We start from the raw sequence: 14,582 nt of genomic DNA, 5'->3' as shown, positions 1-14,582 counted from the left end.
TCACTCGCTCCAGTCGCGCGACCGTTCCACGGCGCGCTGCCACTTGTGCAGCCGCGTCAGGCGCTCGTCGGCCGCCATGGCCGGTTCGAAGCGGCGTCCCACCTGCCACTGGGCGGCGATTTCTTCCTGCGAGTCCCAGAAACCCACGGCCAGGCCCGCCAGGTAGGCGGCGCCCAGGGCCGTCGTTTCCGTCACTACAGGACGCACCACGGGCACATTCAAGATGTCGGCCTGGAACTGCATCAGCATGTCGTTGCGGGCCGCGCCGCCGTCCACACGCAGCTCGGATAGCGCGATGCCCGCATCGTCCTGCATGGCGGACAGCACATCCACGTTCTGGTACGCCACGCCTTCGAGCGCCGCGCGCGCGATGTGCGCCTTGCCCGTGCCGCGCGTGATGCCGATCAGGGTGCCGCGCGCATACGGGTCCCAGTATGGCGCGCCCAGGCCCGCGAACGCGGGCACGAAGACGAGGCCGCCCGAATCGGGCACGCTGGTGGCCAAGGCTTCCACTTCGGACGAGTCGCGGATGATGCCGATGCCGTCGCGCATCCATTGCACGGCCGCGCCCGCGATAAAGGCGCTGCCTTCGAGCAAATAGTCAGTTCTATCCGATCCTGGGCCCAGGCTCCAGCCCACCGTCGTCAACAACCGATTTTTCGAAGGCAAGGGGCGCTTGCCCACGTTCATCAGCATGAAGCAACCCGTGCCGTAGGTATTCTTCGCCATGCCCGGTTTCAAACACGCCTGGCCGAACGTGGCGGCCTGCTGGTCGCCAGCGATGCCGGCGATAGGCACGGACACGCCCAGCAAGTTGGCATGCGTGTGCGCCGCCACGCCGCTCGATGGCACGACGTCGGGTAGCAGGGAGGCGGGAATGTCCAGCAGCGCCAGCAAGTCCGTGTCCCACTGCAAGGTATGGATATTGAACAGCATGGTGCGCGCCGCATTGCTCGTGTCCGTCAAGTGGGCGCCGCTCATCTTGTAGATCAGCCAGCTGTCGACGGTGCCGAAGGCCAGCTCTCCCCGTTCAGCGCGCGCGCGGGCGCCGGGAACGTTGTCGAGCAGCCATTTCAACTTGGTGGCGGAAAAGTAGGCGTCCAGCACGAGTCCCGTCTTGCGCTGGATCACGTCCGCCTTGCCCTGCTCGACCAGTTGCTCGCAGTAAGCGGCGTTTCTGCGGTCTTGCCAGACGATGGCGTTGGCGACGGGCGCGCCCGTGGCGCGGTCCCACAGCACCGTCGTTTCGCGCTGGTTGGTCACGCCGATGGCGGCCACGTCGGATGCGGCCACGCCGCTGTCGCGCAACACCTGCTGCAGCACGGCCTCTTGCGAGGCCCAGATGTCGTTCGCGTCATGCTCGACCCAGCCCGGCTGGGGAAAAATCTGGCGAAACTCGCGCTGCGCGCTGGCGTGCGGCCGGCCCGCATGGTCGAACAGGATGGCGCGCGAACTGGTGGTGCCCTGATCTAAAGCAAGTATGTATTTGGTCATTGTCTGGTGGTGCGAAAATCGGGTAAAAACAGGCACGGAGCCGATTCGCTCCGTGCCCTCGGGACAGCCCCGGCAGAAGCTTACACGACTACCTTACCTTGCCTTCTTTCCAAGCCTGCAATAATTTATCGTAGGCAATCGTTTCACCCTTCGGCTTTTCATTCGCCAGCTTTTTCCATGGGGCATGCTGGTCCGACAGATACTGGTTCGGATCAACCTTCGGATTGAGCTTGGGTGCGCACGCCTTCATCCCGGCCCGCTGCAATCGCGCCATGACCTGGTCCATTTCCTCGGCCAGGTTATCCATGGCGGCTTGCGGCGTTTTTTCCGCCGTAATCGCCGTGGCCACGTTCTTCCACCACAGCTGCGCCAGCTTCGGATAGTCGGGCACGTTGTTGCCGGTCGGCGTCCACGCCACGCGGGCGGGGCTGCGGTAGAACTCGATCAAGCCGCCGTACTCGTTCGCGTGCTTCGTAAAATAATCGTGGCGGATGTCGGAATCGCGAATAAACGTCAGGCCGACGATGGATTTCTTCAGCGACACGGTTTTCGAGGTGACGAATTGCGCGTACAGCCAGGCGGCGGCCTTGCGGTCGTCCGGCGTGGACTTGAACAGGAACCAGGAACCGACGTCCTGGTAGCCGTTCTGCATGCCCTCTTTCCAGTACGGGCCGTGCGGCGACGGCGCCATGCGCCATTTCGGCGTGCCGTCCTTGTTCACCACCGGCAAGCCCGGTTTCGTCATGCCGGCCGTAAACGCCGTGTACCAGAAGATTTGCTGGGCGATTTCACCCTGCGCCGGCACGGGGCCCGATTCCGAGAAATTCATGCCGTTCGCTTGCGGCGGCGCGTATTTCTTCATCCAGTCGATGTATTTCGTCAGCGCAAACACGGCCGCCGGCGAATTGGTGGCGCCGCCGCGCGACATCGACGCGCCCACGGGCGTGCACTTGTCGGCCGCCACCTTGATACCCCACTCGTCGACCGGCATGCCGTTCGGAATACCCTTGTCGGCCGCGCCAGCCATCGACAGCCACGCATCCGTGAAGCGCCAGCCCAGCGAAGGGTCTTTCTTGCCGTAATCCATGTGGCCATAGACTTTCTTGCCGTCCAATTCCTTCACGTCATTCGTGAAGAAATCGGCGATGTCTTCATACGCGGACCAGTTTTGCGGCACGCCCAGCTCGTAGCCATACTTGGCCTTGAACTTGGCTTGCAAATCCTTGCGCGCGAACCAGTCGGCGCGGAACCAGTACAGGTTGGCGAATTGCTGGTCGGGCAACTGGTACACCTTGCCATCCGGCGCCGTCGTAAAGCTGATGCCGATAAAATCCTTCAAGTCCAGGCCGGGATTCGTGAATTCCTTGCCCTTGGCCGCCATGTAGTCGGACAGGGGTTCCACGGCGCCATAGCGGTAGTGCGTGCCGATCAGGTCGGAATCGGAAATCCAGCCGTCATAGATGCTCTTGCCGGACTGCATGGACGTTTGCAGCTTTTCCACCACGTCGCCTTCCTGGATGATGTCGTGGCGCACCTTGATGCCCGTGATTTCCTCGAAAGCCTTGGCCAGGGTCTTCGATTCGTAGACGTGGGTGTCGATGGTTTCCGAGACCACGGAAATTTCCTTGATGCCCTTGGCTTTCAGCTTGGCCGCCGCATCGATGAACCATTTCATTTCAGCAAGCTGTTGCTGCTTGCTCAGGCTGGATGGCTGGAATTCCTTGTCGATCCAGGTTTGCGCCTGCTTGGCGTCCGCCAGGGCCGCATTCGACACGAGCATGGCCGCAGCCGCGAAGACCGTGAACTTCAATTTCATCGTGAATCTCCTTTTTAGTTGTCATCCGGCCTGCGGTGGCGGGCCGGTATTCTCATCTACGACTTATCCCCAACGCATTACCACCAACAACACTACAAAACTGATGCCAGCCCCGATGGCCTGCTGCATTTCCGTGAACCCCGCCCACGCCAGATTGACATACGCGGCCGTCAACAGCCCGATGAACAAACGGTCGCCGCGCGTGGTCGGCATCGGCAGGAAACCTTTTCGTTCGATGCTGGGCGAACGGATTTGCCACACCGTCATGCCGGCCAGCATCAAGCCGATGCAAATGAAGAAGATGGCCACTTCTGGCGTCCACGCCATCCAGCCGAACAGGCTGGCTGTGCTATCGGTATTTTCCATGTCACACCCTCCCCATCGCAAAACCCTTGGCTATGTAATGCCGCACGAACCAGATCACCAGCGCGCCGGGCACGATGGTCAGCACGCCCGCCGCCGCCAGCACGCCCCAGTCCATGCCCGCCGCCGACACGGTGCGCGTCATGGTGGCGGCGATGGGCTTGGCATTGACGGACGTCAAGGTGCGCGCCAATAACAGTTCCACCCAGCTGAACATAAAACAGAAGAACGCCGTCACGCCCACGCCAGACTTGATCATCGGCAAGAAGATGCGGATGAAGAAGCGGGGAAAGCTGTAGCCGTCGATATACGCCGTCTCGTCGATTTCCTTCGGCACGCCGGACATGAAGCCTTCCAAAATCCACACGGCCAGCGGCACGTTGAAGACCATGTGCGCCAGCGCCACGGCCAGATGCGTATCCATCAGCCCCACCGTCGAATACAGCTGGAAGAACGGCACGAGGAAGACGGCGGGCGGCGTCATGCGGTTGGTCAAGAGCCAGAAGAACAGATGCTTGTCGCCCACGAAGTTGTAGCGCGAGAACGCATACGCGGCCGGCAGGGCCACCGTGACGGACATCACCATGTTCAAGGCCACGTAAATCATGGAATTGATATAGCCGCTGTACCAGGAACGGTCCGTAAAAATCGTGTGGTAGTTGGCAAACGTCAATTGCTGGGGCCACAGGCTCAGCACGCCGACGATTTCCTCGTTGGTCTTGAGCGACATATTGAGCATCCAGTAGATGGGCAGCAAGGAGCCCAGCAGGAAGACGGTCAGGATGGCGCTGCTCATTTTCTTGTGCATCATTTCTGGTCTCCCGTGCCGACTCTCTGCATCCACGTGTACAGCACAAAGCAGAACAGCAGGATGATGAGGAAATAGATCAGGGAAAACGCGGACGCCGGCCCCAGGTCGAACTGGCCCACGGCCTTCTGCGTCAGGTATTGCGACAAAAAGGTGGTCGCATTGCCGGGACCGCCGCCCGTCAGCACGAACGGTTCCGTGTAGATCATGAAACTGTCCATGAAGCGCAGCAACACGGCGATCATCAGCACATTGCGCAGTTTCGGCAGCTGGATGTAGCGGAACACGGCCAGGCGCGAAGCGCCGTCGATGCGCGCCGCCTGGTAATACGCGTCGGGAATGGCGCGCAAGCCCGCATAGCACAGCAGCACCACCAGCGGCGTCCAGTGCCAGATATCCATCACCATCACCGTCAGCCACGCGTCGAGCGAATTGCCGTTGTAATTGTAGTCAAAGCCCAGCTGGTTCAGGCTGTAGCCCATCAGGCCGATGTCGCCGCGACCGAAGATTTGCCAGATGGTGCCCACCACGTTCCAGGGAATCAGCAAGGGCAGCGCGATCAGCACCAGCGCCAGCGACGCCTTCCAGCCATCGGCCGGCATGCACAGGGCGATCAAAATGCCCAGCGGAATCTGGATCGCCAGCACGGAGCCGGAAAACAGCAGCTGGCGCAGCAAGGCGCTGTGCAAGTCGCCGTCCAGCATGACCATGCGGAACCACTCCGTGCCCACGAACACTTTTTGCGTGGGACTCAGAATATCCTGCACGGAATAGTTGACCACCGTCATCAGCGGCAGGATGGCGGAAAAGGCCACGCACAGCAGCACGGGCAAGATCAAAAGCCAGGCGCGGCGGTTGTTATCGGTTTTACCGTTATGTATCATCAGGCCACCCGCTTATCGTTGACATAGAACAAGGTACGTTGCGGCGGGAAGCGCAGCCGCACGGCATTCCCGGCCACCGCGTCGATGGCGCGCAGCTTGGCCGCCACCGTCGCTCCGCCCAGCTGGAATTCCGCCAGGTAATGCGTACCCATGTTGCGCACGGCTGTCACCGTGGCGTCGAGGCAATGGTCGCCCCCCTCTTCTCCCGGATACGCCTTGACGCACTCGACGAATTCGGGCCGCACGCCCACCGTGATTTTCCCTTGCGCCCCCGACAGCGCCGCGCGCGCGGCGGCGGACACGGCCAGCACCTGTCCCGCCACGCGCAAGCCGCCATCGTCCAGGGTGCAATCGAGCAAGTTCATGCCCGGATTGCCGATGAAATAGCCGACAAACGTGTGTTCCGGCTCCTCGAACAGCGCTTGCGCGCTGCCCGTCTGTACCACTTCGCCTTGCGTCATGACGACCACCTGGTCGGCAAAGGTCAAGGCTTCCACCTGGTCGTGCGTGACGTAGATCAAGGATAACTTCAGTTCGTGGTGGATTTCCTTGAGTTTTCGGCGCAGCAGCCATTTCAGGTGCGGATCGATCACCGTCAGCGGTTCGTCGAACAGCACGGCCGCCACGTCCGGGCGCACGAGACCGCGCCCTAGCGAAATCTTTTGCTTGGCGTCTACGGACAAGCCGCTGGCGCGCAGTTTCAAGTCGCCCGTCAATTCCAGCATCTGCGCCACTTGCTGCACGCGCTTTTTCACCTCGCTTTCTTTCCAGCCGCGATTACGCAGCGGAAACGCCAGATTGTCGTGCACGGTCATGGTGTCGTAGATGACGGGAAACTGGAACACTTGCGCGATATTCCGCGCCTCGGTCGGCAGCTGCGTCACATCCTTGCCGTCGAACAGCACCTTGCCATGCGACGGTTTCACGAGGCCGGAGATGATATTGAGCAAGGTCGTCTTGCCGCAGCCGGACGGCCCCAGCAAGGCATACGCGCCGCCGTCATGCCACTCCATGCTCATGGGCCGCAGCGCATAGTCGCTTGGCGCCGTCGGGTTCGGTTTATAGGCGTGGGCCAGGTCGACCAGTTCGATGCGCGCCATGTCAAGCTCCTCCTTGTTCTGGAGCAAACAGCAGCCCGCCGTCTTGCGCGAAGATCAGCAAGGCGTGCGGCTGGCAATACACGGTGCAGGCGCTGCCGATCTCCAGGTTGTGCACGCCGCCCAGCTGCGCCACCAGGGCCAGCTCGCCGCGGCGCGCATGCACATAGGTTTCCGAGCCGCTGATTTCCGCCAGGTCCACCTGCGCCGCGATGGGCACGTCGCCATCGGACTGGGGCGACAGATGCAGGCTGTGCGCGCGCACGCCGAGGATCACCTCCGTGCTGTCGCCCAGGCGGGCGCGCTGCGCGCCGCTCAAGTGGATGGCCAGGCCGTCGGCCGCCTGCGCCACGCCGTGCGCATCCACGCGCGCGGGGATCAGGTTGATGGGCGGATCGCTGAAGGTGCGCGCCACATCGATGGAATTGGGGGCGTTGAACACGTCCAGGGTCGGTCCCTGCTGCAGCAGGCGGCCCTCGTGCAGCACGGCCACGTGGCCGCCCAGCTGCAGCGCTTCCAGCGGTTCCGTGGTGGCGTACACGACCGTCGTGCTGCCGCCGGAAAACAGTTCCGTCAATTCGCGGCGCAATTCCTCGCGCAATTTATAGTCGAGGTTGACGAGCGGTTCGTCGAGCAGCAGCAGCGACGCATCCTTGATCAGCGCGCGCCCCAGCGCCGTGCGCTGCTGCTGGCCGCCGGACAATTCTCCGGGCGTGCGCTGCAGATACGGCGTGATGTGCAGGCGCTCGGCCAGCGCGAGCACTTTCGTGCGGATCTGTTCCTCGGGTTCCTTGCGCAAGCGCAAAGGCGAAGCGATATTGTCGTAGACGGTGAAGGCCGGATAGTTGATGAATTGCTGGTACACCATGGCCAGGTTGCGTTTGCTGACGGGCACGCCCGTCACGTCGACGCCATCGGCCGTGACGGTGCCCCCGCTGGGCTTGTCCAGGCCCGCCATCACGCGCATCAGGGTCGTCTTGCCGGCACGCGTGGTGCCCAGCAAGACGTTGATGGCGCCCGGCACCAATGCCAGCGACATCGGATATAAAAAGTCGTCAGCCCCCTGCTTCCTGCTGATCTTGTCCAGTACCAGTTGCACGCGCTTCTCCTCCAGTGATGGTTTCTTATTCTTCGCCGCACCCTCTGCGGGGCGCGGTCGCCAACGTGTGCTGCTTACGGCTGCGGCTTACGGCAAAAGGTGCTGCTTATGACAAAGGATGCTGCAACAGCCAGGCGTCGAGCGTGTCCGCTGTGTCGCGCGGCAGGTGCAGGCCCAGCTTGGAGCGCCGCCACAGGATGTCGGCCGCGCTGACGGCCCATTCATGGCGCCGCACATAATCGACCTCCGCCGCGTACAGGCCGGCGGCGATTTCCTCGCCCATGGCCGCCACGTCCCTGCGCCCGGCGAGCAGCGCGTGGATGCGCGTGCCGTAGGCGCGTGCATAGCGCGCCACCAGCGCCGCCGGCAGCCACGCGTACTCGCGCTGCAAGCCTTGCACGAACTGGCCGAACTCGCGCACGGACCGGTTCTGCGGCGTGCTGCCGAACACGTCGCCGCCGGGCAGGCAGGCGCTGGCTGTCCAGGCCGGCAGCGTATTGCCCAGCAAGGGTGCCAGCATGTCCATGGCTTCCTCGGCCAGCTTGCGGAAGGTGGTGATCTTGCCGCCGAAAACGCTGAGCAGCGGCGCACCTTCCTGGTCCAGCTCGAAGCGGTAATCGCGCGTGACGGCCTTGGCGTCGGCCGCCGCGTCTTCCACCAGCGGGCGCACGCCCGCATACGTCCAGACCACGTCGGCCGGCGAGATTGGCTTGCTGAAATAGTAACTGGAAAGCTCGCATAAGTAACGAATTTCCTCGTCATCGATTTCCACCTTGCCGGTGTCGCCGTGATAGTCTAGGTCGGTAGTGCCGATCAGGGTGAAATCGTGCTCATACGGAATGGCAAACACGATGCGCCCGTCCGGATGCTGGAAGATGTAGGCATGATCATGCTCGAACAGGCGCTTGACGACGATATGGCTCCCCTTGATCAGGCGCAAATGCCGGCCCTGTCCACCGGGCGCGGCCTGCTGCAGGAACTCGGCCGTCCACGGCCCGGCCGCGTTGACGATGCTGCGCGCGCGCACCGTGCTCTGCCGCCCGCTGGCGTGCTGCAAGGTGGCCAGCCAGGCAGCGTCCCCGCGCGCACCGTCGCGTGACAGGGCCATGCAGCGCGTCTGCGTCAGCACCTGCGCGCCCTTGTCCGCCGCGTCGATGGCGTTCAAGACCACCAGGCGCGCATCGTCGACCCAGCCGTCGGAATACACGAAGCCCCGCTTGAACTCGGGTTTCAACGGTGTGCCGGCCGCGTGACGGGTCAAGTCGATGCCGCTGGAAGCGGGCAGGATTTCCCGCTTCGCCAGCATGTCATAGAGAAACAGGCCGGCGCGTATCAGCCAGGCCGGGCGCTGGCCCTTGGCGTGCGGCATGACGAAGCGCAGCGGCCACATGATGTGCGGCGCCGAGCGCAGCAGCACTTCGCGCTCGATCAGCGCCTTGCGCACGAGGCCGAATTCATAGTATTCGAGGTAGCGCAGGCCGCCGTGTATCAGCTTGGTGGAGGCGGACGAGGTGTGCGCGGCCAGGTCGTCCTTTTCGCACAGCAGCACGGACAGGCCCCGCCCGGCCGCGTCGCGCGCGATGCCGGCGCCATTGATGCCGCCGCCCACCACCAGCACGTCGTATGCCATCGCTGTCTCCATACCTTGCTGTGCTGCGGCCATCGGGACTCCGTGTCTGTCGGGGAAAGGGCGGCGAGGAAAGACTAGGCATCGCCGGCGACTGTCGTTAAGATCACCATCTAGTAATACGCATGCAATATGAATAAGATACGCCAGAATGCGAACTCATAGCAACATATTTTGATCACTATTTGTTCGTTTCTGTTCGTTTTTGATTTTTAAAGAGACAAGCCCATGATTTTGAATCCCCGCCAGCGCCGCCTGCTCGAAGTGGTGCGCCAGAAGGTCACCATGTCCGTCGAAGAGCTGGCCCAGCAATTGGGCGTGACGCCGCAAACCGTGCGCCGCGACGTCAAGCAGATGGAAGAAGCGCGCCTGCTGGCCCGCTACCACGGCGGGGTCGGCTTGCCCTCGTCCGTGGAAAACATCGATTACAGCCAGCGGCAAGTGTTCAACAGCGAGGCCAAGCGGCGCATCGCCGCCGCCGTCGCCGCGCAAGTGCCGCACGGCTGCTCGCTCCTGATCAATATCGGCACGACGACCGAGGAAGTGGCGCGCGCGCTGGGCCGGCACACGGGCTTGCACGTGGTGACGAACAACCTGAACGTGGCCGCCATCCTGGCCGACAACGCCGCCTGCGAAGTCATCGTGGCCGGCGGCGTGGTGCGCGGGCGCGACCGCGGCATCGTCGGCGAAGCCACCATCGATTTCATCCGCCAGTTCAAGGTCGACATCGGCATCATCGGCATTTCCAGCATCGACGAGGATGGCAGCCTGCGCGACTTCGACGCGCGCGAAGTGAAGGTGGCGCAAGCCATCATCGAGCAGTCGCGCGAAGTGTGGCTGGTGGCCGACCAGCACAAATTCGGCCGCAAGGCGCTGGTGCGGCTGGCCGACCTGGCGCAAGTCGATATCCTGTTTACGGATGCGCCGCCGCCCCCCCGCTTTGCCGAAGTACTGCGCGAAGCGGGCGTGAAGGTGGTGCTGGCCTGAGCGGGCCGCATTTCTGCATCAAAACCTCGCACTGTCGCGTGGGCAATACGTCGTATGTGGGCAAGCACACGGAATGATATGAAATATTTATCAATTCGGCAAAAATCCTGTTACCATTGATGCAACATGAGTTATTTTTTTAATCTTCCTCTCTGGCAATACGATTATTCGCTTGATATTGTTTTTTATCTATCCAGAGCAAGAAAAAAGGAAAAACTCTTTGCCGGTAAGTGATTTCCTGTGAAAACAGTGTTAGAAATACCTCAAGCACGATGATTATTCCCAAACAAACCACTCGACAGCAAGCGTGAAGGCCTTAACCATGCCGGCAACGCCGCCCAGTGAAGGAAAAGAAATGAGCCATAATTTTGAAACGGCCGCCATGCCGCAAGCCGCCCATCCCAACAGCGTCCCCGTCAGCGAGCTGGAAGCCCATCTCGGTTACTGGCTGCGTTTCGTCTCCAACCACGTTTCCCACAGCTTCCAGAAAAAAGCCGAGGCCAATGGCGTGACGGTCTCCGAATGGGTGGTGCTGCGCGAAATGTTCCGCCTGGGCTGCACCTCGCCCACGGTGCTGGCGCAAGTGTCCGGCATGAGCAAGGGCGCCGTATCGAAACTGATCGACCGCCTGGAAAGCAAGGGCATGGTCAGCAAATCGATCCTGCTGGCCGACCGCCGCCAGCATTCGATCGAACTGACCACGGAAGGCGAGGCGCTGGTGCCCGTGCTGGCCGGGATGGCCGACCAGAACGACGAGGAATTCTTCGGCAAGTTGCCGCGCCAGCTGCGCGACGACCTGCTCGAAGCGATGAAGGAAGTGGCGCGCACGCACCAGCTCAAGAACGCCCCGCTGAACTAGCAGCAGTCATGTATCAGCAAGGGTGACGCGGTGGCGCGGGCGCTTCGGCTATGATGCTGGCCTGACCGTTTACCAGGAACCCGCATGGCCCTGCACATCGAAACTCCCTTGCTCAACTCGCGCGCCCTGAGCCTGCACAGCGAACGCGCCATCTGGCTCAAGCTCGAAGCCTTGCAGCCGCCCGGCTCCTTCAAGATCCGCGGCATCGGCCTCGCCTGCGAAGAATACGCGCGGCGCGGCGCCAGCCGTTTCATCTCCTCTTCCGGCGGCAATGCCGGCATCGCCGTCGCCTATGCGGGACGCCAGCTGGGCATCCCCGTCATCGTCGTCGTGCCGGAAACGACCAGCGAACGGGCCAGGGCCCTGATCGCGCAGGAAGGCGCCGAAGTCATCGTGCACGGCGCCGCGTGGCAGGAAGCGAATGCGCTGGCGCAGTCGATGCTCACGCCGCAAGACGCCTTTTTGCATCCATTCGACGACCCGCTGCTGTGGCAGGGCCACGCCAGCATGATCGATGAAGTGGCCCGCGCGGGCCTGAAGCCGGACGCCGTGGTGCTGTCGGTGGGCGGCGGCGGCTTGCTGGCCGGCGTGGCCGAAGGCTTGCAGCGCAATGGCTGGGATGACGTGGCCCTGGTGGCCGTGGAAACGCAAGGCGCGGCCTCGCTGGCGGCGGCCGTGGCCGCGCGCGAACACGTGGCCCTGCCGGCCGTGAGCAGCATCGCCACGTCGCTGGCCGCGCGCCAGGTCTGCGCGCAGGCGTTTGCCATCAGCCAGACGCGCCCGCTGCACAGCGTGGTGGTGTCGGACCGGGCCGCCGTCGACGCCTGCCAGCGCTTCATCACCGACCAGCGCCTGGTGGTGGAACCGGCCTGCGGCGCGGCGCTGGCGGCCGTCTACGGCAAGGCGCCGGAACTGGCGCCCTACCGCAAGGTGCTCGTCATCGTCTGCGGCGGCGTGACGGCCACCACGCAGCAGCTCGACCACTGGAGCGCCACCCTGTAAGTAAAACCTACGGCGCCGCCTCGAGCAGCGCCACGCCGTCGCGGCCCTGCCCCTTGGCGGCATACAGGGCCTGGTCGGCCAGGTCCAGCAACTGCGCCGGCGTCAGCGCGCCTTCGCGGAAGATGGCGATGCCGATGCTGGTCGTCACCGGCAGCAGGCCGCTGGCCAGCGCGAAGGGCTGGCGGATGGCGTCGATGATCTTGGCGCCGACCTGGCGCACTTCGGCCGCGCCGTTCACGCCTTCGAGAATGATCACGAATTCATCGCCGGCCAGGCGCGCCACCAGATCGCTGGCGCGCACGCTGCGCACCAGGCGCGCGGCGAATTCCTTCAGCACTTCGTCACCCGCCTTGTGTCCCAGGCTGTCGTTGATGGCCTTGAAACGGTCGATATCGAGATAGGCCAGCGCCATCGGCGCGCGCGCGGCCCGCGTGCGCTGCATGCTTTGCGCCAGCTGCTCGTCGAAGCGGCGCCGGTTGGCGATGCCCGTCAGGGTATCTGTGGCGGCGGCAGACTGCAGCGCCGTGTGCACCGCCTTGGTCTTGGTGATTTCGTGGATCAGGCCATACACGCCTTCCACCGCGCCGCTCTCGCCCACGTCCGGCACGTAACTGGTCTGGAAGGCGCGCGGGCCGGCCTCCCCTTCGCCGCCGATGGTAAATTCATATTCGACCTCCTCGCCCGCGAAGGCGCGCCGCAGGTAGGCTTCGCGCAATTGATACGCCTCTTCGCCGAGCACGTCGCGGATCGACTGCATCAGGCTTTCCCGCTGCGACCTGCCGAACCATTTTTCAAACGTGGCGTTGATGAACTGGTAACGATGCTCGCGGTCGATATAGACGATCACCACGGGCACATGGTCAGTCAGCAGCTTCAGGCGCCGCTCGCTGCCGCGCGTCTGCGCCTCGGCGATTTCGCGCTCGGCCACCAGCGAGTAAAAGTCGCGGCTCAAGTCGCCGATCTCGTCGCGCCGCTCGATTTGCAGCACATCGATGCCCAGGCGATGACGGCGGATCTCATGCACTTGGTGGCGCAAGCGCGCCAAAGGCTGCAATAGGCGCAGCACCACGCGCCAGCCGGCCAGGCCCGCCAGCGCTGCCAGCAGCACAGCGGCCAGCAGGATCTTGCTGCGGATGGCGTGCAGCGGCGCGAACGCGTCGCTCATGGGATAGACGGAAGCCAGTATCCAGTCCGTCGAGGCGATGCGGTGGTAGGCAAACAGGGCATCGACGCCTTGCGAGGTGGTGCCCGTCAGCCAGCCCTCGAAACCCTGCATGGCGCGCCGCGTCGGGACGCTGATGGGGCCATGCGCTTCGATATGCTGCATGATGCGCGACTTGTCGGGATGCTCGACGATCACGCCTGCGCTGGTCATGATGTACAGGTAGCCGCCCGGACCCGGCTTGAGCGCGCCGAGACGGCCCAGGAAATCGGGCTGGCGCAGGTTCACGCTGGCCGCCAGCACATAGCGCACGCCGCCCTGCGCGTCGAACACGGGCTGGGTCACCACGACGATGGGCATGCCGGAAATGCTGCCGTTGAGCGGCGCGGAAATCACCGAGCGCCGCGTCGCCAGCGTCTGTTCGAAGTATGGACGCCCCTTGACGTTCAGCCCCGCCTGCGGCTTGAAGGGACTCACGCTGGCCAGGACAACACCGTCGGTGCCGACCACGCCGGCCGAATAAAACTCCTTGCCCAGCACCGTTTGCGCGGCCAGGAAGCGCTGCAGGCTGGCGCCGTCGTGCGCGCCGCCGGCTGCCAGGCTGTCCGCCATCGCGCGCAGCACATTGCGCTTCGCGTCGAGTTCTTCATCGATGAAGACGGCGGCGCTGGACAGCGATACGTACTGCTGGCGCCCCGTCACGTCGCGCATGCCGCGCTCGGCCACGGCCAGGGTGGCCAGCGCCAGCGAGGCGACCGCGCCCAGCACGAGCAGAAAGACGACCACGCTCATGCGCGCCTTCAGGCTGGCGGGCAAGTGCCGGCGCAGCCATTTGCGCCAGGTCGTCACGGCCGCTGCTGCAAATGCCGGCACAGACGCCCGACCGACTCTTCCAGCGCCAGGGCGCCCGTATCGAGGGTCAGCGCGGCCGCCAGCGGCGCTTCATAGGGGGCGGACACGCCCGTGAATTCGGCGATCTGCCCCGCGCGCGCCTTCGCGTACAGGCCCTTGACGTCGCGCGCCTCGCACACGGCCAGCGGGGTGCTGACGTGGACTTCGATGAAATGCGCCGTGCCGATGATGGCGGCGGCCATGGCCCGGTCGGCGCGGCTGGGGGAAATGAAGGCGGCGATGACGGTCAGGTCCGCGCCGTTCATCAGGCGCGCCACTTCGGCCACGCGGCGGATGTTTTCATGCCGGTCTTCGGGCGTAAAACCCAGATCGCGGTTCAAGCCATGGCGCAGCTGGTCGCCGTCGAGCACCGTCACGGCGCGGCCCTGCGCCTTCAGCGCCTGCGCCAGCGACAGGGCGATACTGGTCTTGCCGGCGCCGCTCAAGCCCGTCAGCCAGACCGTCGGGTGTTGTACTGCTGTCATCACACTGC

At 63.7% G+C, this 14,582-nt stretch carries 13 protein-coding genes; 3 read left to right on the top strand and 10 right to left on the bottom strand.

Translation table 11 applies throughout. The annotated features are described in order from the left end of the window. The 8 genes from glpK to glpD form a co-directional block, all read right to left on the bottom strand. Window positions 1-1,494: a glycerol kinase GlpK gene (gene glpK, locus O0879_RS00200; protein ID WP_289914173.1), complete on the bottom strand. Its 1,494-nt coding sequence runs from the start codon at window positions 1,492-1,494 to the stop codon at window positions 1-3. A gap of 88 nt (window positions 1,495-1,582) precedes the next feature. Next, window positions 1,583-3,310 carry an extracellular solute-binding protein gene (locus tag O0879_RS00195; RefSeq protein WP_034779106.1) on the bottom strand — a complete coding sequence of 576 codons (1,728 nt, stop codon included), beginning with the start codon at window positions 3,308-3,310 and terminating at the stop codon, window positions 1,583-1,585. Between the two features lie 63 nt (window positions 3,311-3,373). Further along, entirely contained in the window at window positions 3,374-3,649 is a 276-nt protein-coding gene (locus O0879_RS00190) for a DUF2160 domain-containing protein (protein WP_099378823.1), read from the bottom strand. 28 nt (window positions 3,650-3,677) lie between these two features. Next, window positions 3,678-4,481, bottom strand: coding sequence for a carbohydrate ABC transporter permease (locus O0879_RS00185; RefSeq protein WP_215409883.1), 804 nt, complete (start codon window positions 4,479-4,481; stop codon window positions 3,678-3,680). Beyond that, entirely contained in the window at window positions 4,481-5,365 is an 885-nt protein-coding gene (locus tag O0879_RS00180; protein WP_099667330.1) for a sugar ABC transporter permease, read from the bottom strand. The genes O0879_RS00185 and O0879_RS00180 overlap by 1 nt, the downstream gene beginning before the upstream one ends. Continuing rightward, window positions 5,365-6,465, bottom strand: a complete 1,101-nt coding sequence (locus tag O0879_RS00175) for an ABC transporter ATP-binding protein (protein WP_289914172.1) — start codon at window positions 6,463-6,465, stop codon at window positions 5,365-5,367. Before O0879_RS00175 ends, O0879_RS00180 begins: the two co-directional genes overlap by 1 nt. 1 nt (window position 6,466) lies before the next feature. Next, complete coding sequence (locus tag O0879_RS00170) at window positions 6,467-7,561, bottom strand: ABC transporter ATP-binding protein (RefSeq protein ID WP_099667328.1); 1,095 nt, start codon at window positions 7,559-7,561, stop codon at window positions 6,467-6,469. A gap of 106 nt (window positions 7,562-7,667) precedes the next feature. Beyond that, on the bottom strand, window positions 7,668-9,191 hold the full coding sequence (glpD, locus tag O0879_RS00165) for a glycerol-3-phosphate dehydrogenase (RefSeq protein WP_289914171.1): 1,524 nt from the start codon (window positions 9,189-9,191) through the stop codon (window positions 7,668-7,670). A gap of 225 nt (window positions 9,192-9,416) precedes the next feature. Here glpD and O0879_RS00160 point away from each other — a divergent pair, with 225 nt between their 5' ends. The 3 genes from O0879_RS00160 to O0879_RS00150 all read left to right on the top strand — a co-directional run bounded on the left by O0879_RS00160 (window position 9,417) and on the right by O0879_RS00150 (window position 12,036). Then, window positions 9,417-10,175, top strand: coding sequence for a DeoR/GlpR family DNA-binding transcription regulator (locus O0879_RS00160; RefSeq protein ID WP_180278743.1), 759 nt, complete (start codon window positions 9,417-9,419; stop codon window positions 10,173-10,175). A 355-nt stretch (window positions 10,176-10,530) separates the two neighbouring features. Beyond that, the gene (locus tag O0879_RS00155) at window positions 10,531-11,034 is read left to right on the top strand and encodes a MarR family transcriptional regulator (protein ID WP_077406479.1); all 504 of its coding nucleotides are present in this window, start codon (window positions 10,531-10,533) and stop codon (window positions 11,032-11,034) included. A gap of 84 nt (window positions 11,035-11,118) precedes the next feature. Then, entirely contained in the window at window positions 11,119-12,036 is a 918-nt protein-coding gene (locus tag O0879_RS00150) for a pyridoxal-phosphate dependent enzyme (RefSeq protein WP_289914170.1), read from the top strand. 7 nt (window positions 12,037-12,043) lie between these two features. Here O0879_RS00150 and O0879_RS00145 read toward each other — a convergent pair whose 3' ends face one another. Both O0879_RS00145 and cysC read right to left on the bottom strand, forming a co-directional pair. Continuing rightward, window positions 12,044-14,047: a diguanylate cyclase gene (locus tag O0879_RS00145; RefSeq protein WP_289914169.1), complete on the bottom strand. Its 2,004-nt coding sequence runs from the start codon at window positions 14,045-14,047 to the stop codon at window positions 12,044-12,046. Next, complete coding sequence (cysC, locus tag O0879_RS00140; protein WP_289914168.1) at window positions 14,044-14,574, bottom strand: adenylyl-sulfate kinase; 531 nt, start codon at window positions 14,572-14,574, stop codon at window positions 14,044-14,046. Before cysC ends, O0879_RS00145 begins: the two co-directional genes overlap by 4 nt. Window positions 14,575-14,582 lie beyond the last annotated feature (8 nt).

Origin of the sequence: Janthinobacterium sp. SUN120 (assembly GCF_030397735.1) — a bacterium.
GTDB lineage: Bacteria > Pseudomonadota > Gammaproteobacteria > Burkholderiales > Burkholderiaceae_D > Janthinobacterium > Janthinobacterium kumbetense.
Note: the sequence above shows the minus strand (reverse complement) of the source record. Positions and strands in the feature narration are given on the sequence as shown.

Excerpts from the sequence above, each read along its gene's own strand:
- O0879_RS00195 (WP_034779106.1), bottom strand. The coding sequence starts at position 3,310 with ATGAAATTGAAGTTCACGGTCTTCGCGGCTGCGGCCATGCTCGTGTCG.
- O0879_RS00185 (WP_215409883.1), bottom strand. The coding sequence starts at position 4,481 with ATGCACAAGAAAATGAGCAGCGCCATCCTGACCGTCTTCCTGCTGGGC.
- cysC (WP_289914168.1), bottom strand. The coding sequence starts at position 14,574 with ATGACAGCAGTACAACACCCGACGGTCTGGCTGACGGGCTTGAGCGGC.
- glpD (WP_289914171.1), bottom strand. The coding sequence starts at position 9,191 with ATGGCATACGACGTGCTGGTGGTGGGCGGCGGCATCAATGGCGCCGGC.
- O0879_RS00150 (WP_289914170.1), top strand. The coding sequence starts at position 11,119 with ATGGCCCTGCACATCGAAACTCCCTTGCTCAACTCGCGCGCCCTGAGC.
- O0879_RS00180 (WP_099667330.1), bottom strand. The coding sequence starts at position 5,365 with ATGATACATAACGGTAAAACCGATAACAACCGCCGCGCCTGGCTTTTG.
- glpK (WP_289914173.1), bottom strand. The coding sequence starts at position 1,494 with ATGACCAAATACATACTTGCTTTAGATCAGGGCACCACCAGTTCGCGC.
- O0879_RS00160 (WP_180278743.1), top strand. The coding sequence starts at position 9,417 with ATGATTTTGAATCCCCGCCAGCGCCGCCTGCTCGAAGTGGTGCGCCAG.
- O0879_RS00175 (WP_289914172.1), bottom strand. The coding sequence starts at position 6,465 with ATGGCGCGCATCGAACTGGTCGACCTGGCCCACGCCTATAAACCGAAC.
- O0879_RS00155 (WP_077406479.1), top strand. The coding sequence starts at position 10,531 with ATGAGCCATAATTTTGAAACGGCCGCCATGCCGCAAGCCGCCCATCCC.